This is a genomic window from Variovorax sp. GW821-FHT06D12 (assembly GCF_059419205.1).
This window is the reverse complement of sequence record NZ_JBWKRI010000006.1, coordinates 183,331-201,828: the sequence shown is the minus strand read 5'-3', so window position 1 is coordinate 201,828 and position 18,498 is coordinate 183,331. Positions and strand designations below refer to the sequence as shown.

At 67.2% G+C, this 18,498-nt stretch carries 17 protein-coding genes; 6 read left to right on the top strand and 11 right to left on the bottom strand.

What is annotated here, in order from left to right; translation table 11 throughout:
* Positions 1-37 precede the first annotated feature (37 nt).
* The 3 genes from lptC to AC07SQ_RS19900 are packed head-to-tail and all read right to left on the bottom strand — an operon-like array spanning position 38 to position 2,234.
* Positions 38-688 (bottom strand): LPS export ABC transporter periplasmic protein LptC, encoded by a 651-nt coding sequence (gene lptC, locus AC07SQ_RS19910; protein WP_070063362.1) that lies wholly within the window; start codon positions 686-688, stop codon positions 38-40.
* Positions 685-1,233, bottom strand: coding sequence for a KdsC family phosphatase (locus tag AC07SQ_RS19905; RefSeq protein WP_495272617.1), 549 nt, complete (start codon positions 1,231-1,233; stop codon positions 685-687). Before AC07SQ_RS19905 ends, lptC begins: the two co-directional genes overlap by 4 nt.
* The gene (locus AC07SQ_RS19900) at positions 1,233-2,234 is read right to left on the bottom strand and encodes a KpsF/GutQ family sugar-phosphate isomerase (RefSeq protein ID WP_062473617.1); all 1,002 of its coding nucleotides are present in this window, start codon (positions 2,232-2,234) and stop codon (positions 1,233-1,235) included. Before AC07SQ_RS19900 ends, AC07SQ_RS19905 begins: the two co-directional genes overlap by 1 nt.
* 86 nt (positions 2,235-2,320) lie before the next feature.
* Here AC07SQ_RS19900 and AC07SQ_RS19895 point away from each other — a divergent pair, with 86 nt between their 5' ends.
* Positions 2,321-4,306, top strand: coding sequence for a monovalent cation:proton antiporter family protein (locus AC07SQ_RS19895; RefSeq protein ID WP_062473618.1), 1,986 nt, complete (start codon positions 2,321-2,323; stop codon positions 4,304-4,306).
* A gap of 16 nt (positions 4,307-4,322) precedes the next feature.
* Here AC07SQ_RS19895 and AC07SQ_RS19890 read toward each other — a convergent pair whose 3' ends face one another.
* The 7 genes from AC07SQ_RS19890 to rpmH all read right to left on the bottom strand — a co-directional run bounded on the left by AC07SQ_RS19890 (position 4,323) and on the right by rpmH (position 10,019).
* Entirely contained in the window at positions 4,323-5,261 is a 939-nt protein-coding gene (locus tag AC07SQ_RS19890) for a zinc ribbon domain-containing protein (protein ID WP_495272616.1), read from the bottom strand.
* 86 nt (positions 5,262-5,347) lie between these two features.
* The gene (locus tag AC07SQ_RS19885) at positions 5,348-5,809 is read right to left on the bottom strand and encodes a Crp/Fnr family transcriptional regulator (RefSeq protein ID WP_062482896.1); all 462 of its coding nucleotides are present in this window, start codon (positions 5,807-5,809) and stop codon (positions 5,348-5,350) included.
* A gap of 101 nt (positions 5,810-5,910) precedes the next feature.
* Positions 5,911-7,323 (bottom strand): tRNA uridine-5-carboxymethylaminomethyl(34) synthesis GTPase MnmE, encoded by a 1,413-nt coding sequence (mnmE, locus tag AC07SQ_RS19880; RefSeq protein WP_495272615.1) that lies wholly within the window; start codon positions 7,321-7,323, stop codon positions 5,911-5,913.
* A gap of 74 nt (positions 7,324-7,397) precedes the next feature.
* Positions 7,398-9,080, bottom strand: a complete 1,683-nt coding sequence (yidC, locus tag AC07SQ_RS19875) for a membrane protein insertase YidC (protein ID WP_495272614.1) — start codon at positions 9,078-9,080, stop codon at positions 7,398-7,400.
* Positions 9,077-9,364 (bottom strand): membrane protein insertion efficiency factor YidD, encoded by a 288-nt coding sequence (gene yidD / locus AC07SQ_RS19870; protein WP_056574909.1) that lies wholly within the window; start codon positions 9,362-9,364, stop codon positions 9,077-9,079. The genes yidC and yidD overlap by 4 nt, the downstream gene beginning before the upstream one ends.
* On the bottom strand, positions 9,361-9,783 hold the full coding sequence (locus AC07SQ_RS19865; protein WP_495272613.1) for a ribonuclease P protein component: 423 nt from the start codon (positions 9,781-9,783) through the stop codon (positions 9,361-9,363). The genes yidD and AC07SQ_RS19865 overlap by 4 nt, the downstream gene beginning before the upstream one ends.
* Before the next feature lie 101 nt (positions 9,784-9,884).
* Positions 9,885-10,019 carry a 50S ribosomal protein L34 gene (gene rpmH, locus AC07SQ_RS19860; protein ID WP_007834827.1) on the bottom strand — a complete coding sequence of 45 codons (135 nt, stop codon included), beginning with the start codon at positions 10,017-10,019 and terminating at the stop codon, positions 9,885-9,887.
* A gap of 308 nt (positions 10,020-10,327) precedes the next feature.
* Between rpmH and dnaA the strand changes: the two genes are divergently transcribed.
* The 3 genes from dnaA (at position 10,328) to gyrB (ending at position 15,659) form a co-directional block, all read left to right on the top strand.
* The gene (gene dnaA / locus AC07SQ_RS19855) at positions 10,328-11,707 is read left to right on the top strand and encodes a chromosomal replication initiator protein DnaA (RefSeq protein WP_062480418.1); all 1,380 of its coding nucleotides are present in this window, start codon (positions 10,328-10,330) and stop codon (positions 11,705-11,707) included.
* An 89-nt stretch (positions 11,708-11,796) separates the two neighbouring features.
* Positions 11,797-12,903: a DNA polymerase III subunit beta gene (dnaN, locus tag AC07SQ_RS19850; RefSeq protein ID WP_099794246.1), complete on the top strand. Its 1,107-nt coding sequence runs from the start codon at positions 11,797-11,799 to the stop codon at positions 12,901-12,903.
* Positions 12,904-13,037: 134 nt separating this feature from the next.
* Positions 13,038-15,659, top strand: coding sequence for a DNA topoisomerase (ATP-hydrolyzing) subunit B (gyrB, locus tag AC07SQ_RS19845; protein ID WP_159279089.1), 2,622 nt, complete (start codon positions 13,038-13,040; stop codon positions 15,657-15,659).
* 84 nt (positions 15,660-15,743) lie between these two features.
* Here the strand turns inward: gyrB and AC07SQ_RS19840 are convergent, their stop codons facing one another.
* Entirely contained in the window at positions 15,744-16,907 is a 1,164-nt protein-coding gene (locus tag AC07SQ_RS19840) for an ABC transporter substrate-binding protein (RefSeq protein ID WP_495272612.1), read from the bottom strand.
* Positions 16,908-17,315: 408 nt separating this feature from the next.
* On the opposite strand from AC07SQ_RS19840, the gene AC07SQ_RS19835 reads away from it, so the two are divergent.
* Positions 17,316-17,840: a hypothetical protein gene (locus AC07SQ_RS19835; protein ID WP_369645724.1), complete on the top strand. Its 525-nt coding sequence runs from the start codon at positions 17,316-17,318 to the stop codon at positions 17,838-17,840.
* A gap of 118 nt (positions 17,841-17,958) precedes the next feature.
* Complete coding sequence (locus AC07SQ_RS19830) at positions 17,959-18,471, top strand: hypothetical protein (protein WP_139702960.1); 513 nt, start codon at positions 17,959-17,961, stop codon at positions 18,469-18,471.
* Positions 18,472-18,498: the final 27 nt, after the last annotated feature.

Sequence of the window (18,498 nt, the reverse complement as noted above, 5' to 3'; positions counted from 1 at the left end):
ATCGTCTCCCGGGAACTTGTTCTTGTGTGGCAGCCGCTCAGCGCGGCTTGCCTGCGGCGGCCGACGGCACCAGCACGCCGCGCACGCGGCCCGTGAGGTTGGCCACGCCGCTCAGGTTGTCGTAGTCGAGCGTGTCGCCCGTGAACTGGTCGCTGCCGCGGATGAGCGTGACCGGCTTGTTCGACTGCACCTTCTCGGTGTCGAGGAAGGCATGCAGGAACTCGCCGCGGAACTCGAGGCGCGGCGTGGCCTTGCCGCTCGCGCTCACCGCGGGTTCGCGGATCACGATCGCGTTGCCGAACAGCTGGATCTCGCTGCCGTCGGAATTCGACAGGCCCCGGTTCGCCGACGAGCGCGTGACCAGCCCCTCGGGCGACACCGAGCGCATGCGCACCTGGTCGACCTCGATGGTGTCGGTGTCCGGGTAATGCCGCCCCTCGGTGCCGTGCAGCTCGCTGCGCAAGTCGCCGTTGGGCAGGAAGTTCTTGATGACGAAGTCCCGCATGAAGTAGTCGGGCTCGTGCGTGGGCGCCGCCTTGACGGTGGGCTCCAGCAGCTTGGGCGCATTGCGCACCAGCCAGTAGGTGCCCAGCGCCACGCCTGCCATCAGGATGATCGGCAGGTAGATGGTGGTGCGGTCGAGCACATCGCGCGTCAGGTTCCAGGCGCGTCGCAGCTGCGGGCTCATGGTCGGGGGCCCAGGGCAGCGTCGAGCAGCGGGCGGTACTGGCCGCAGGCCGTCAACAGCAGGTCGCAGAATTCGCGCGCCGCGCCTTCGCCGCCGCGTGCGGTGGTGACGTAACGCGCCACCGCGCGCACCTCCGCGTGCGCGTTGGCCGGTGCCGCCGCGAAGCCGACGCGGGTCAGCACGGGCAGGTCGGGCCAGTCGTCGCCGATGGCGGCGGCCTGCGCCCAGGTGAAGCCGAGCTGCTTCAGCATGGCTTGGGCGGCGGGCAGCTTGTCTTCGGTGCCGTAGCGCACGTGCTCGATGCCCAGCGCCTCGAGCCGCACGCGCAGCGGCTTGGAGTCGCGCCCGGTGATCACGGCCGGCGTGATGCCGGCCTTGCGCAGCAGCTTGAGGCCGTAGCCGTCGAGGATGCTGAAGCGCTTGAGCGTCTCGCCGTGCTCGGTGAAGTACACGCCGCCGTCGGTCAGCACGCCGTCGATGTCGAAGAAGACGATGCGCACGTCTTGCGCGTCCAGCAGGGTCTCGGCCTGGAAATCAAGCGGCATCAGATGACCTTCGCGCGCATCAGGTCGTTGGTGTTCACCGCGCCGACGATCACCCCCGCGCCGTCGATCACGAACAGGCGGGTGATGCCGCATTGCTCCATGAGTTCGGCCGCCTCCACCGCCAGCGCGTCGACGCGGATGGTGCGCGGGTCGCGGTGCATGATGTCGGCCGCCTTGGGCGTGCGCAGGTCGGCGCCGGCCTCGATCAGGCGGCGCAGGTCGCCGTCGGTGAAGATGCCCAGCGCCCGGCCGTCGGGCTCGACCACCGCGGCGGCGCCGAAGCCCTTGATGCTCATCGCGCGCATCAGCTCGCTGACGGTGGCGGTCGGCGGCACGCACGGCACTTCGTCGCCCGAGCGCATGACATCGCTCACGTGGGTGAGCAGCTTGCGGCCCAGCGCCCCCCCGGGGTGCGAGCGCGCGAAATCCTCGGAGCCGAAGCCGCGCGCGTCGAGCAGGGCCACGGCCAGCGCGTCGCCCATGGCGATCTGCGCGGTGGTGCTCGCGGTGGGCGCGAGGTTCAGCGGGCAGGCTTCCTTGGCGACGCCGGCGTCGATCACGATGTCGGCATGGCGCGCCAGCGTGGAATCGGGGCGGCCGGTCATGGCGATCAGGGGCACGCCCTGGCGCTTGACCACCGGCAGCAGCACGGTGAGTTCGTCGACCTCGCCGCTGTTGGAGATGGCCAGCACGAGGTCAACCGCCTTGATCATGCCGAGGTCGCCGTGGCTGGCCTCGGCCGGGTGCACGAACATCGCGGGCGTGCCGGTGGAGGCGAGGGTGGCGGCGATCTTGCGGCCGACATGGCCGCTCTTGCCCATGCCCATCACGACCACGCGGCCGCGCACTTCGAGGATCTTGCGCACGGCCTCGACGAAACTCGGGCCGACACGGGCCTTCAGGCCGAGGACGGCTTCGGCTTCGATGTCGAATGTGACGCGTGCCCGGGCCAGGATGGCGTCGGGGTCGACCACGTGGGTCGGGGCGGGGCGGGAGCTCATCGCCGGATTTTACGAGGCGGGCGCGGTCGGCGATCACATGGCCCGGGGAAGCCCGGGGCACGGACATTGCTCTAGCATCGGCGCCTATGTCTTCGTTCGATCTCACGCTGTTGTATCTGTTGGCCGCGGTGATCGGCGTGGTGGCCTGCCGGTCGCTCAAGCTGCCGCCGATGCTCGGCTACCTGACGGCCGGCGTGCTCATCGGTCCGCATGCGCTCGCACTGGCGCAGAACTCAGAAGGCATCCGCCACCTGGGCGAATTCGGCGTGGTGTTCCTGATGTTCGTGATCGGGCTCGAGTTCAGCCTGCCCAAGCTGCGCGCCATGCGCAAGCACGTGTTCGGGCTGGGCATGGCGCAGGTGCTGCTGACCATGGCGCTGGCCACTGCCGGCGCGCTGCTGATCGCCACGCAGCTGCCGCCGGCCTGGCAGCTGGGGTGGCAGACCACGCTGGCGCTGTCGAGCGCGCTCACCATGAGCAGCACCGCCATCGTGGTCAAGCTGATGGCCGAGCGGCTCGAACTGGAGAGCGAACACGGCAAGCGCGTGATGGGCGTGCTGCTGTTTCAAGACCTGGCCGTGGTGCCGCTGCTGGTGCTGATTCCCGCGCTGGGCGCGCCGCCCGAGGCGCTGGCCAAGGCGCTGGGCTTCGCGCTGGTGAAGGCCACCTTCCTCATCGGCGTGCTGCTGTACGGCGGGCCGCGCATCATGCGCTGGTGGCTCACGCTGGTGGCGCGTCGGCGCAGCGAGGAGCTGTTCATCCTGAACGTGCTGCTGATCACGCTGGGCCTGGCCTGGCTCACCGAGCTGGCCGGCCTGAGCCTGGCGCTGGGCGCCTTCATCGCCGGCATGCTGGTGTCGGAGACCGAATACAAGCACCAGGTCGAGACCGACATCCGCCCCTTCCACGACGTGCTGCTGGGGCTGTTTTTCATCACCGTCGGCATGTCGCTCGACTGGCACATCGTGGTCGAGCGCTGGCTGCTGGTGGCGGTGCTGCTGCTGGTGCCGCTGCTGTTCAAGCTGGGGCTGGTGACGGTGCTGGCGCGGGTGCTGGGCGCCACCTCGGGCGTGTCGCTGCGCACTGGCCTGTACCTGGCGCAGGCCGGCGAGTTCGGCTTCGTGCTGCTGGCGCTCGCGCAGGACCGCAACCTGCTGCCGCCGTGGCTGGCCAACCCGGTGCTGGCGTCGATGGTGCTGTCGATGCTGGCCACGCCCTTCATCGTCATGTACAGCAACGCCATCGTGCGCAAGCTGGTGGCCAGCGACTGGCTGCAGCAGTCGCTGCAGATGACGACCATCGCGCGCAAGACCATCAACACCGCGCAGCACGTGATCATCTGCGGCTACGGGCGCTGCGGCCAGAACCTGGCGCGCATCCTGGAGCGCGAAGGCATTCCCTACATGGCGCTCGACCTGGACCCCGACCGCGTGCGGCAAGCCGCAGCCGCCGGCGATTCGGTGGTGTTCGGCGACGCGGCGCGGCTGCAGGCGCTGATGGCCGCGGGCCTGGCGCGCGCCAGCGCGGTGGTCGTCACCTACCTCGACGTGGGCGGCGCGATGAAGGTGCTGGCCAACACCCGCGCCCACGCGCCGCACGTGCCGGTGATCGTGCGGACGCAGGACGACCACGACCTCGAGAAGCTGCAGGCCGCCGGCGCGACCGAGGTGGTGCCCGAGGCCATCGAGGGCTCGCTGATGCTCGCCAGCCATGCGCTGGCGCTGGTCGGCGTGCCGATGCGGCGCGTGATCCGCGTGGTGCAGGACCAGCGCGACGCACGCTACAACCTGCTGCGCGGCTACTTCCACGGCGCCGACGACGACAACGCCGACGAGATCGACCACGAGCGCCTGAACAGCTTCACGCTCACGCCGGGCGCACGCGCCATCGGCCAGACGCTCGGACGGATTGCGCTGCCGACGCTGGGCGTGCGGGTGGCCAGCCTGCGCCGCCAGGACGGCCAGGCGCGCGTGCCGGCCGACGACACGCTGCTGTCGGACGGCGACACCCTCGTGCTGTCGGGCAAGCCTGCCGCGCTGGCGATTGCCATCGAGCGGCTGCAGAAGGGCTGAGCGCGCCGGCGCGGGCTCAGTTCAAGAGCGACGGGTTGCGTTTTTCTTCTTCGATGCGCTGCTGACGGCGCACCGCTTCGCACTGTGCGTGCGACCTGTACTCGGGCTTCACGCACTGGGCCGCCATGCATTGCGCCTTGGCGATGAAGTTACGGTCGCCGCATTGGGTCTGCGGGTCGGCCGGTGGAGCCGGTGTCGCGGGCGCAGGGGCCGGTGCAGCCGCCACGGGCGCCGCAGCGGCTGGGATCTGCGGCGTCGGTAGGGGAGGTGTCACAGGCTTGCGCGGCTTCGCGACGGGCGCGGGCTTGGGTGCGGCTTCCGCCGGCTCGGCGATCGCTTCCGCGGGTGGCGCTTCGGCCACGGGCGGCGCGGGCTCGGTCGCGACGGGCGGTGCTTCGACCACCGGCGGCGTCGCGGCGGGCGCCGGCGCGGCGACAGGAGGCGGTGCCACGACCGGCTCGGGCGCCTTGCTGCCGGTCCCGTAGCCCAGCCAGCCCGCGACCACCAGCAGCAGCGCGACCGCGAGCAGCCCCAGCCACAACCCGATGCCGCGCGGGCGCAGCACCGGTTCGGGCGGCTTGATGCGCTTGACCTTGATCCGCGTCTTTGGCCGGTCGGCCCGCGGGGACGGAGGCAAGGACGATGCGGCGCCCCCGCGCCCCGACGCGACGATCACGGTCTTTTCATCCGCGGGCGGAGGAGGTGGTGGCGGCTCGGGCCTCCAGCCGTTGGACGCCGGCGACGACGCGCGCTTCGACTCGGCAGGATCGAACAGCGGTGCGGGAATGGTCGGCGCGCGCAGCTGGGCCGGTGCGGTGGTGGCCCATTCGCGGTCGGCAGGGCTGGGCGCCGGGGGCGGCACGCGGTCGGCGGCCGACAGCCGGCCACCGCAGTTCCTGCAGAAATTGGCACCCTCGCGGTTGTCCGCGTCACAGACCGGGCAGATCAAGGCCATGGCTCACCAGCAATTCTCGGGATCGGAAACGAAGACTTGTTCTTGTTGTTGTGCGGCGGCTGGCAGCGCGCGGCGAGCCGGAAGGCTCAGGTGACGGCCACCCGCTTGGAGCGGTGCGCCATGCGCTTGGCGATCACGGCGCCGAGCGCCATCGCGATGTCCAGCGCCATGTTGGGCTGGCGGTTCGACATCTCGGAGAACCGCACGGCCGTGAGGCGCCACACGCGCCCCGCGCCGGTGACCACCACGTTGGCCGCATGCGGCTCGCGCGAGAAGAACGAGCCTTCGCCCACCACCGAGCCCGGCGACAGCACGGCCAGGCGCATCTGCTCCTTGCTGCTGACGCGATGCACGCTGATGGCGCCGCTTTCGACGAAGAACACCGAGCGGTCGTGCGTGCCCTGGGAGATCAGCACGTCGCCGACACCGGTCTCGATGGGCTGCAGATAACCCGCGAGCGTGTCCCACTGCGCGACGCTCAAGGTCAGCGCGAACGCGTCGGCGCTCAGGTTCTCCGCGATGGCGCGGCTCAGGTTCTGGATGGACATGTTTTTCTCGACCCCCGCAAGTGATCCGAAGTATCCGCGAAGGCCCCGAGGTTCGGCTACAACTGTTTACGCTTTCACCAGCGAAGCGCACGCATGTGTCGCTATTTCCCGATACAGAAGCGCGAAAAGATGACCCCCAGCAGGTCGTCCGCGCCGAACTCGCCGGTGATCTCGTTGAGTGCGTTCTGCGCCAGCCGCAGCTCCTCGGCCAGCAGGTCGAGCAGTTGCGCCTGCGCCGCCAGGTGGGCCGCCGCCAGCGCGAGGTGCGTCTCGACGCGGGCCAGTGCCTGCACGTGGCGCGCGCGCGCCAGGTAGACGCCCTCGGGCACGGCCTGCCAGCCGGCCATCGCCAGCAGCTGGTCGCGCAGCGCCTCGATGCCCGCGCCGGTCTTGGCCGACAGCGCGATGCCTTCGGACGGCGGCGCGGTCGACGATGCGGCGTCCTGCTTGTTCCACACATCGAGCACCGGCACGCTTGCCGGCAGCTTGCGCCGCAGGCCGGCCAGGATCTCGGCGTCGGCGGCGGCGTAGTCGGGCTGGCCGGCGCGCGTCAGGTCGTGCAGGAACAGCACGGCGTCGGCGCTTTCGATCTGCCCCCAGGCGCGCGCCACGCCGATCTGCTCGACCTCGTCGGTGCTGTCGCGCAGGCCCGCGGTGTCGGCCACATGCAGCGGCACGCCGTGGATCTGGATGGTCTGCGAGACCACGTCGCGCGTGGTGCCCGCGATGGCGCTCACGATGGCCAGCTCGGCGCCTGCCAGTGCGTTGAGCAGCGAGCTCTTGCCCGCATTGGGCTGGCCCGCGATCACCACCTTGATGCCTTCGCGCAGCAACGCGCCCTGTTTGGCGCGCTGTTGCACGGCGGCCAGCTGCGCCTGCAGCCGCTGCAGCTGGCCGGTCGCGTCGGCTTTCTGCAGGAAGTCGATCTCTTCTTCGGGGAAATCGAGCGTGGCCTCGACCAGCATGCGCAGGTGGATCAGCGCGTCGCGCAGCGTGTGGATCTCGCGCGAGAAGGCGCCCGACAGCGAGCGCCCGGCGCTGCGCGCAGCGGCCTCGGTGCTCGCGTCGATCAGGTCGGCGATGGCCTCAGCCTGCGCCAGGTCGATCTTGCCGTTGAGAAAGGCACGCTGGCTGAACTCGCCCGGCTCGGCCACGCGCAGGCCGGGCAGGCGCGGGCGGCCAGTGGCCGGATCGATTTCGGCCGCGGCCTCGAGGCAGCGCGACAGCAACAGCTGCAGCACGACCGGGCCGCCGTGCGCCTGCAGCTCGAGCACGTCTTCACCGGTGTAGGAATGCGGCGTGGGGAAATGGATCGCCAGGCCGTGGTCGACCGGTTCGCCCTGGGCATCGCGAAAGGGCAGGTAGGTGGCTTCGCGCGGCTTGAGGGCGCGGGCGCACAGCGCCTGGACCAGCGGCGCCAGCCGGGCACCCGACACGCGAACGATACCGACCGCCCCGCGCCCCGGGGCGGTGGCGATGGCGACGATGGGATCGGTGGTGCGGGCGAGGGTCATGACAGCGCGATTCTTTCAGCAAAAAGCAAAGGGCCGCGGATGCGGCCCTTTGCGGGTGGCGGAGGCCGGCTGGCTTATTTGCCCAGCACGCCCAGCCGCTTGTTGATGAACCACTGCTGCGCGATCGACAGCACGTTGTTCGTGATCCAGTACAGCACCAGGCCGGCCGGGAAGAAGATGAACATCACGCTGAACGCGAGCGGCATGATCCACATCAGCTTGGCCTGCATCGGATCGGGCGGCGTCGGATTGAGCCAGGTCTGGAACAGCGAGGTGGCCGTCATGACGATCGGCAGGATGTACCAGGGATCGGGTGCCGACAGGTCGGTGATCCAGCCGATCCACGGGGCGTGGCGCATTTCAACCGACGACAGCAGCACCCAGTACAGCGCGATGAACACCGGGATCTGGATCACGATGGGGAAGCAGCCGCCCATCGGATTGACCTTCTCGGTCTTGTAGATCCGCATCATTTCCTGCTGCATTTCCTGCGGCTTGTCCTTCAGCCGTTCGCGCATTTCCATGATCTTGGGATTGATGGCCTTCATCTTGGCCATGCTGGCGTAGGCCTTGGCGTTGAGCCAGTAGAAGGCCGCCTTCAGCAGCACCACCAGCGCCACGATCGCCCAGCCCCAGTTGCCCAGGATGCCGTGCAGCTGCGTGAGCAGCCAGTACAGCGGCTTGGAGATGATCGCGAAGATGCCGTAGTCCTTCACCAGGTCCAGGCCGGGGGCGATGGCTTCGAGCTTCTTTTCTTCTTCGGGGCCGGCGAACAGCGCGCTGTTCACGACCTGCGTGGCGCCCGGGGCGATCTTCGGCAGCGTGGCGACCATGGCCACGGTGAAGAGGTTGTCGCCCAGGTCCTTCACGCGGAATTCGCGGCGCAGCTGTTCGCTGGCCGGGTCGCCCTTGAGCAGCCAGGCCGACGCGAAGTAGTGCTGCACCATCGCGATCCAGCCGTCGTTGGCCGGCGGCGGCGGCTCGACCTTGCCCTTGGCAATGTCCTTGAAGTCGAGCTTGTGGAACTTCTTCTCGTTGGTGTACGCGGCCGGGCCGGTGAAGGTGTTGGTGCCGAACATGGTGCCGGCGGCCACGGTGCCGTGGCGCAGCAGCTGCATGTACAGCTGCGCGTCGCGCGGCTGGTCGCTCACGTTGACCACTTCGTGGCGCACGCCGATGACGTAGTCGTCACGCTTGAACACGTAGGTCTTGATGTACTTCAGGCCACCGACCGGGGCGCTTTCGAAGCTCACCTCGAGCGTGTTCTGGCCGTCGGCCATCGCGCGCGGACCGGCCTTGGGCGTCATGGCCGTCAGGTGGTTGGGGAAGGCGTCGCCGGCGACGGGGTTCAGCAGGCCGGTCTGCGCCACGTAACGCGTGGCGGGCGAGCCGTTCTCGAACAGCACGACGCGCTTGGTGCGGTCGGCTTCGTCGTACTTGAGCAGTTCGAGGTGGTTGACCGTGGCGCCTTCGCTGTCGATCGTCGCCTTGAACAGGTCGGAGGTCACCACGACCTGCTCGCGCGGCGTGGCCGGGGCCGCCTGCGTGGGCACGGCGCCTGCGGTGCCGCCGGCTGCGGCAGCCGCGGTCGGCACGCCGTTGTTGGCCGCGCTGCCCGTGGCCGGCGCCGTGGCGGCGGGCTTGGTCGACGGCAGGAAGGTCGGCTTGTTGCCGTTGAAGACCTGCCATTGGTCCCACAGCAGCACGAGCGAGAAACCAAAAATCACCCACAGAATCGTGCGGCGGATATCGTTCATGACGAAGACTTCTTGTCGGAGGAGAGAAGAGACGAAAACAGCGATCCTGACTTGTCAGTGCGACGCTGTGATTTCGGTGGAACCGGATCGTGGCCGCCCTGGCACCAGGGCTGGCAGCGCGCGATGCGGTGCAGCGTCAGGTAGCTGCCCTTGAGCGCGCCGTGCACTTCCAGCGCCTCGATCGAATACACGGAGCAGGTCGGCGTGAAGCGGCACGACTGCCCGAGCCAGGGGCTCAGCAACAGGCGGTAGCCCTTCACGAGGCCGATCAGCAGGCGTTTCATGCGGAGGCGGGTGCGGGGGAGGCGGCAGCCGGTGCCGGCGGACGCCCGGCGCGCGCCAGCAGCTGCTGGAGCTCGGCGCGCACGGCGGCCTTGAGCTTGTCCGAGGAGGCGCTCACGAACGCCTTGCGATCGAAACCGGCGCGCAGACGCACCACGTGCGCGGCACGCGGCAACACGACGCCGGGCGCGGCGCTCACGGCGTAGATCTGGCGCTTGATGGCGTTGCGCGTCACCGCGCGGCGTGCCCAGCGCTTGGGCACCATGGCGCCCAGCCAGACCTCATCGGACGGAAACAGCGAAGCGGCGCCCGATGAGGAAACATCGAGCGCACAGCGGTGCAATGCGAAATGGGCAGTGCGCGCCACGGTGGCACCTGCGAGGACGGCCTGGAATTGCGCGCGGGTCTTGAGCCGCTGCAAGGAAGCCGGGCCGCGGACGTCGCTGCTGGCGGGGCCAGGCGCAGAGGCTGCAGGAGCCTGCGCGGACGTATCGGCGGCTGACAACGGCAGGTGGGGTGCCGTCAGACGGCCAGGCGCTTGCGGCCCTTGGCGCGGCGTGCGTTGATCACGGCGCGGCCGCCACGGGTCTTCATGCGGACCAGAAAGCCGTGGGTACGGGCGCGGCGGACTTTGGATGCTTGGTAAGTGCGTTTCATGATGGTTTCCTGATTCCCTGTTTGCGCCGGTTTCCGCATGAAGGCATGCAAAAACCCGGCGAGCGCTGGGGGAGCGAGTTTCGGATGGCCCCCGAAAGACGCTGTGAAGGCTTTTCAGGGAAACCCGCAATTATCGCAAACATTGGCCGCCGGAACAATCTTCGACTGGATTTGCGGGCCTTTCCGTGTGCAGCGCAGCATGTGGATAAGGTTTTGACAAGTTAGAATGCCCAGCGCCTTCCAGCAGAGAATATCCACAATACCTATACAAGAAATGCCCGAGGGTTCCATCACTTTTTCAAGCGCCCATGTCGACTGACGGCATCGGCGAAAGCCTGTGGCAGGCCTGCGTCGACCAGCTCGCGCAGGAGCTGTCCGAGCAGCAGTTCAACACCTGGATCAAGCCCCTCACCGCGCAGGTCGCCGACGACCTTTCGCGCATGACGGTGTTCGTCGCCAACCGCTTCAAGCTCGACTGGATCCGTGCCCAGTACGCGGGCAAGATCGCGGCCATGGCCGAGAAGATGTACGGCCAGCCGGTCACCATCGAGTTAGCGCTCGCTCCGCGAGAAACCCCCGTCCGTGTTGCACCCATGGCCATCATGGCCGAAACGGATGTGCCGCGCGACGTGGCCGGCCCGGGCGAGGAACCGGCGGCCGCCGGCTTCAAGAACCGGCTCAATTCGGGGCTCACGTTCGACACCCTGGTCGAGGGCACAGCCAACCGCATGGCGCGCGCCGCGGCCATGCACGTGGCCGGCATGCCGGGCCACCTGTACAACCCGCTTTTCATCTACGGCGGCGTCGGCCTGGGCAAGACCCACCTGATGCACGCTGTGGGCAACCGACTGCTGGCCGACCGGCCCGATTCCAAAGTTCTCTACATCCACGCCGAGCAGTTCGTGTCGGATGTGGTCAAGGCCTATCAGCGCAAGACTTTCGATGAGTTCAAGGAACGCTACCACTCGCTCGATCTGCTGCTGATCGACGACGTGCAGTTCTTCGCCAACAAGGACCGCACGCAGGAAGAGTTCTTCAACGCCTTCGAGGCCCTGCTGGCCAAGAAGTCGCACATCGTGATGACCAGCGACACCTACCCCAAGGGGCTGGCCGACATCCACGAGCGGCTGGTGTCGCGCTTCGATTCGGGCCTCACGGTGGCGATCGAGCCGCCCGAGCTCGAGATGCGCGTGGCGATCCTGATCAACAAGGCCCGCGTCGAAGGCACCGAAATGCCCGAAGAAGTCGCCTTTTTCGTGGCCAAGAACGTGCGCTCCAACGTGCGCGAGCTCGAAGGCGCCCTGCGCAAGATCCTGGCGTACTCGCGCTTCAACCAGAAGGAGATCTCGATCGCCCTGGCGCGCGAGGCGCTGCGCGACCTGCTGTCGATCCAGAATCGGCAGATCTCGGTCGAAAATATCCAGAAGACGGTGGCCGACTACTACAAGATCAAGGTCGCCGACATGTACAGCAAGAAACGCCCGGCCAGCATTGCGCGGCCCCGGCAGATCGCGATGTACCTGGCCAAGGAGCTCACGCAGAAGAGCCTGCCGGAAATCGGCGAGCTGTTCGGCGGTCGCGACCACACGACGGTGCTCCACGCAGTGCGCAAGATTTCGGGCGAGCGCCAGCAGCTCACCGAACTCAACCAGCAGCTGCACGTCCTCGAACAGACCCTCAAAGGCTGAAGCCGAATGTCATCAAGAACGCCCCTCGCGACAGCGGAGAATGGCGTCCTGAAAGCTGATTCAAAGAGATAAGAGAAGAGGAAGAAGACATGATCGTTTTGAAGGCAACCCAAGACAAAGTTCTTGCCGCGCTGCAGTCGGTGGCCGGCATCGTGGAACGGCGTCATACCCTGCCGATCCTGGCCAATGTGCTGATCCGCAAGACCGGCGGCCAGCTGCAGCTGACCACCAGCGACCTCGAGATCCAGATCCGCACCACCGCCGAGCTCGGTGGCGACGAAGGCAACTTCACGACCACCATCGGTGCGCGCAAGCTGATCGACATCCTGCGCACCATGCCGGCCGACCAGACCGTGAGCCTCGAATCGAGCGCCAGCAAGCTCGTGCTCAAGGGTGGCAAGAGCCGCTTCACGCTGCAGTCGCTGCCCGCCGAAGACTTCCCGCTGGTGCAGGAAGCCGCCAATTTCGGCCCCGTGTTCAGCGTGCCGCAAAAGACGCTGAAAGACCTGCTCTCGCAGGTCTCGTTCGCCATGGCCGTGCACGACATCCGCTACTACCTGAACGGCATCCTGTTCGTGGCCGAAGGCAAGCAGCTGAGCCTCGTGGCCACCGACGGCCACCGCCTGGCGTTCTCGTCGGCCCTGCTCGACGTCGAAGTGCCGCGCCAGGAAGTGATCCTGCCGCGCAAGACCGTGCTCGAAATGCAGCGCCTCTTGTCCGACGCCGAAGGCGCCATCGAGATGCAGTTCGCGAACAACCAGGCCAAGTTCAGCTTCGGCGGCATGGAGTTCGTCACCAAGCTGGTCGAGGGCAAGTTCCCCGACTACAACCGCGTGATTCCCAAGAATCACAAGAACACCGTCACGCTGGGCCGCGCGCCGCTCTTGGCCAGCCTGCAGCGCACCGCCATCCTGACCAGCGAGAAGTTCAAGGGCGTGCGCCTGAACATCGAGCCGGGCACGCTGCGCATCGCATCGAACAACGCCGAGCAGGAAGAAGCCCAGGACGAGCTCGACATCGACTACGGCGGCGACAGCATCGAGATCGGCTTCAACGTCACCTACCTGATCGACGCGCTGTCGAACATGGACCAGGACATGGTCAAGCTGGACCTGGCCGACTCCAACAGCTCGGCCTTGTTAACCATCCCCGAGAACGCATCTTTCAAGTACGTCGTGATGCCGATGCGCATCTAGACCCTGGAAAACACAGCGCCTTGCGCACACGACCCGCGGCCCCCCGCGGGTTTGCGCTTTCAAGAGGCGGCGAATTGAGCTTTTGAGAGCCCGAAAAATCACGGGAAACCCGTGAGAGACAGAGGAATATCCGAATGAGTGCAGAAGAGAACAAGCCCGACGTGCCGCACACCGAGCCGGTCTATACCCCCGAAATCCAGATCGTGGCGCCCGAAGGCGTCCCCGCCGACTCCAGCTACGGCGAAGGTGCGATCACGATCCTCGAAGGTCTGGAAGCCGTGCGCAAGCGCCCGGGCATGTACATCGGCGACACCTCCGACGGCACGGGCCTGCACCACCTCGTGTTCGAAGTGGTGGACAACTCCATCGACGAAGCGCTCGCGGGCCATTGCGACGACATCGTCGTCACGATCCACTCCGACAACTCGATCTCCGTCACCGACAACGGCCGCGGCATCCCGACCGGCGTGAAGATGGACGACAAGCACGAGCCCAAGCGCTCGGCCGCTGAAATCGCGCTCACCGAACTGCACGCCGGCGGCAAGTTCAACCAGAACAGTTACAAGGTCTCGGGCGGCCTGCACGGCGTGGGCGTGAGTTGCGTGAACGCGCTGAGCGTGAAGCTGCGCCTCATCGTGCGCCGCGAAGGCAAGATCCACGAACTCGAATTCAGCCGCGGCTTCGTGCAGAACCGCCTGCTCGAGACCGTGAACGGCTTCGAGGTCTCGCCCATGAAGGTCATCGGCGACACCGACAAGCGCGGCACCGAAGTGCACTTCCTGCCCGACACGGAAATCTTCAAGGAAAACAACGATTTCCACTACGAAATCCTGAGCAAGCGCCTGCGCGAGTTGAGCTTCCTGAACAACGGCGTGCGCATCCGCCTGCTCGACGAACGCACCGGCAAGGAAGACGACTTCTCCGGCGCCGGCGGCGTGCGCGGCTTCGTGGAGTTCATCAACAAGGGCAAGACCGTCCTGCACCCGAACTCGTTCTACGCGGCGGGCGAGAAGCCGGCCGACACCTACGGCGGCATCCCCGGCACGCACATCGGCGTCGAAGTGGCGATGCAGTGGAACAGCGGCTACAACGAGCAGGTCCTCTGTTTCACCAACAATATTCCCCAGCGTGACGGCGGCACCCACCTCACGGGCCTGCGCGCCGCGATGACCCGCGTCATCAACAAGTACATCGAAGAGAACGAATTCGCGAAAAAGGCGAAGGTCGAAGTCACCGGCGACGACATGCGCGAAGGCCTGTGCTGCGTGCTGAGCGTGAAGGTGCCCGAGCCCAAGTTCTCCAGCCAGACCAAGGACAAGCTGGTGTCCAGCGAAGTGCGCGCACCGGTGGAAGACATCGTCGGGCGCCTGCTCACCGACTACCTGCAGGAGCGCCCGAACGACGCCAAGATCATCTGCGGCAAGATCGTCGAAGCCGCCCGCGCCCGCGAAGCCGCCCGCAAGGCCCGCGAAATGACGCGCCGCAAGGGCGTGCTCGACGGCATGGGCCTGCCCGGCAAGCTGGCCGACTGCCAGGAAAAGGACCCCGCCCTGTGCGAGGTCTACCTGGTGGAGGGTGACTCCGCCGGCGGCTCCGCCAAGCAGGGCCGCGACCGGAAGTTCCAGGCCATCCTGCCGCTGCGCGGCAAGATCCTGAACGTCGAGAAGGCGCGCTACGAGAAGCTGCTCACCAGCAACGAAATCCTGACGATGATCACCGCGCTGGGCACCGGCATCGGCCGCGCCGGTGCGACCACCGCGGGCGGCGGCGCGGACGACTTCAACGTCGCCAAGCTGCGTTACCACCGCATCATCATCATGACCGACGCCGACGTGGACGGCGCGCACATCCGCACGCTGTTGCTCACCTTCTTCTACCGGCAGATGCCCGAGCTGGTCGAGCGCGGCCACATCTACATCGCGCAGCCGCCGCTGTACAAGGTGAAGGTCGGCAAGGAAGAGCAGTACCTGAAGGACGGCCCCGCGCTCGACGCCTTCCTGCTCAAGGTCGCACTGAAGGACGCGAGCATCGAGACCGGCGGCGCCGCCTCGACCACGCTGTCGGGCGACACCCTGGCCGAGCTGGCGCGCAAGCACCAGGTGGCCGAGGCCGTGATTGCGCGCCTGCGCAACTTCATGGACGCCGAAGCCCTGCGCGCCATCGCCGACGGCGTGGCGCTCGACCTCGACACGCCGGCCGCCGCCGAAGCCTCGGCCGTGGCGCTGCAGGCCAAGCTGCGCGAACTCAACACGACCGGCGTGCCGGCTGAGGTGAGCAGCGAGTTCGACGCCCGCACCGACAAGCCGCTGCTGCGCATCAGCCGCCGCCACCACGGCAACATCAAGTCCAGCGTGATCTCGCAGGACTTCGTGCACGGCGCCGACTACGACGCGCTGGCGCAGGCCGCCAACACCTTCCGCGGCCTGCTGAGCGCCGAAGGCGCGCTGGTCAAGCGCGGCGAAGGCGAACGCGCCAAGGAAGAGAAGGTCGACGACTTCCGCCAGGCCATGAAGTGGCTGATCGGCGAAGCCGAACGCGCCACCTCGCGCCAGCGCTACAAGGGCCTGGGCGAGATGAACCCCGAGCAGCTGTGGGAAACCACCATGGACCCGACCGTGCGTCGCCTGCTGCGCGTGCAGATCGACGACGCGATCGAAGCCGACCGCGTGTTCACGATGCTGATGGGCGACGAGGTGGAACCGCGCCGCGAGTTCATCGAGCAGAACGCGCTGCGCGCGGCGAACATCGACGTCTGATCGATCGATCGATGGCGCGGCACCGGCGGTGTCGCGCTGTTCACCAAGGGGGCGCTTGCAAGCGCCCCTTTTTTTTGCCTCCTCCTACTGCTTGCGCTGCACGAACAGGTTGCGCTTGGCGTCCTCCGGGTACGCGAAGCTGATCTGCCCGTTGCGCACCACGCCCATCACCAGCATGTTGGGCGACAGCGCATCCTTGTCGTTTTCCGAGAACGACTTGTCGTAGGTCGTGACCACGCCGTAGTAGGGCCGCTTGGGCTGCTCGAGCGCGGCCTTGATGAACGGGCCTTCGAGCTTGCCGCTGGGCACGTTGAACATCGCGTGGGCCAGCAGGTAGGTGGCGTCGTAGGCCTGGGCGGCGGCCATCGGCACCGGGATGCGCTTGGTGTTGAATTTCCGCGCGTAGTTGGAGAGAAACGACGAGCGGCGCTCGTTGCTCGGCTCGGCGATGAAGCTCTGCGCCATCAGCGCGCCTTCGGAAGCCTCCCGCGCGCCCTCGATGAAGGACGGGAAGGACAGCGTCCAGGCCCCGACCTGCGGCACCTTCCAGTTCAAGGCCTGCCGGCTGCGCGCGATGACGGCGTTCTCGGGGCCCACGGTGTAGCTGAAGATCACGTCCGCGCCGGCCGCCTTGGCCTCCGACAGTTCCTTCGTCAGGTCTTTCACGCCGAGCGGAAATTTCCCCACGTACACGGGCTTGAGGTGCTTGGCCGCCAGCGCCTTCTCGACATCCTTGGCGCCCGCCTCGCCGTAGCCGGTGCTGTCGTGCAGCACGGCGACCCGTTTCCAGCCGCGCGCCAGCAGGTTGTCGACCACGAAGGGGGCCTGGATGCTGTCCTTGGGCGAGGTGCGAAACACATAACTCGTGGCCGGCGGATAGGTCGACGTCAATGGCGAGCCGGTGGCGCAGGGCACGATCAGCGGCAATTTCGCGTCATTGAAAACGGCCAATGAATTCATCGCCACGCCGGTATTGCAGAAGCCGATGGTGGCGACCACTTTTTCATTGACGAGGGCCTGGGATTGCGAGCGACCAGTGTCCGGATTGGCTTGGTCGTCCTTGATCACCAGTTCGAGCGAGCGGCCCAGATACCCGCCCACGGCATTGATTTCGTCGACGGCCATCTTCACGCCGTTGAGCATGGGCAGGCCGAAATCGGCCGACGGCCCGGTGAAAGGGCCGATGACGCCGATGCGGATCGGCACCGGCTGCTCTGCGCTTGCCTGGGCGGCCAGTCCCAAAGCCATCAGCAAAAAAACGAATCGGCGATTTGAATGAAGCATTTGGTTTGCGCGCTTTGAAAGGAAGCGCCGAGCCTAATTTCTTTGCGCGCCCGCCAATAGCTAGGGAATGCCCAGTCAATTGCGCACCAATTCCGTCTTTTGTTGCCAATTCAGCACAGGCCGCGGGGCCGGCGACGCATCGGAAAGCGCTCGCTCGCGGCGCGTCCGCGAGCCCCGTCTCAGGGTTTCCGATGAAAGACACCCGAAAAGTGGAACTGACGCCCGTCACACGGGCGTCACCAGCTATGAAAACAATAGCATTCACCTGCGCAACGCAGAAGCTTCCTCGTAAACGCTATATCTAGCCCGACTCTTGCTAAGCAAAATTCCTGACGGATTTCCTGTCACGCAAGATCGAGGACACACAGAGCAATGAACCCCAAGCGTTTCCAACAGCCCGTGGCTGCACTGGTTCTGGGCGCCGCATCGGTCGCCGCGGCCTTCCTCGTGGCCGTGTCGCCGGCCCATGCGTTCTCGAACCCGCCGATCCAGGTCGCGCAGGGCATCGAATACATGTGCGGCGGTGCCGCCAAGGGCGAAGCCGCCTTCATGGAAATGGTGGCGCCGCGCTGGGCCGCCGCCATCGACTTGCGCGTGAATGACGGCAAGGGCGCGCAGCAGGCCGGCTTCCCGGCCAAGGCGTCGATCCAGGTGCGCCAGAAGTACACAGGCCAGACGGTGATGCAAGTGCAGACCCAGGCGCCTTACATGCTCGCACGGCTCGAACCGGGCGCCTACGACGTCGACGTGACGCTGGGCGGGCTCACGCTCACGCAGCAACTGGTCGTGATCGCCGGCATTCCGGCGCGCGCCTCGTTCGTCTGGCCGTCGAACTTCGACATGGCCTCGGTCGCGCCACCGCTGCCCCAGGCGCTGGCACAAACCGCCGCGCGCTGACCCGACGCGGACGCGGGCCGCGACGGCCCGCGCGCAGTTAAGTCTTCCTTAAGTCGTGCCCGGCACAGTGCCTTCCTGCGTGGCGTGTCGCCACCACCGCCCGGAAAGGAAGGCTTCGATGTCTCTCACCACCAATCCCCTGTTTCTGTTCTCGCACGCCCGGCCCGTGGCCGCGGCGGCTGGCGCCGCCTTGCTGGTGCTGCTCGGCGGCGCGCTCTCGGCGCAGCCGGCCCAGGCCGCGATGAACCCGCCGATCCACATGGCGCACGGCGTCGAGTACATGAGCGGCGGCATCGGCCAGGACGAGGCGCAGCTGATGGAAACCGTGTCGCCGCGCTGGCCCGCGAGCTTCGAATTCGCGATCAAGGACGGCCGCCGCGCCGATTTCGCGGCCGGCGTGCACGTCACCGTGCGCGACAGCCACGGCACCGCGCTGCTCGACAACGTGGTCTCGGGCGGTCCGTTCATGGTGGCGCGGCTCGAGCCCGGTCGCTATGAAGTGGAGGCTCGCATCGGCGGCCAGACGCTGAAACAGACGCTGCTGGTGTCGCCCGGTGCGCCGGCCAAGGCGCTCTTCGAATGGCCGGCGGGCACCGACATGGCGTCGGCCGGCACGCGCACGGTGCGGTAAGCGAGGCGGCATCGCGCCGCGGGCGGC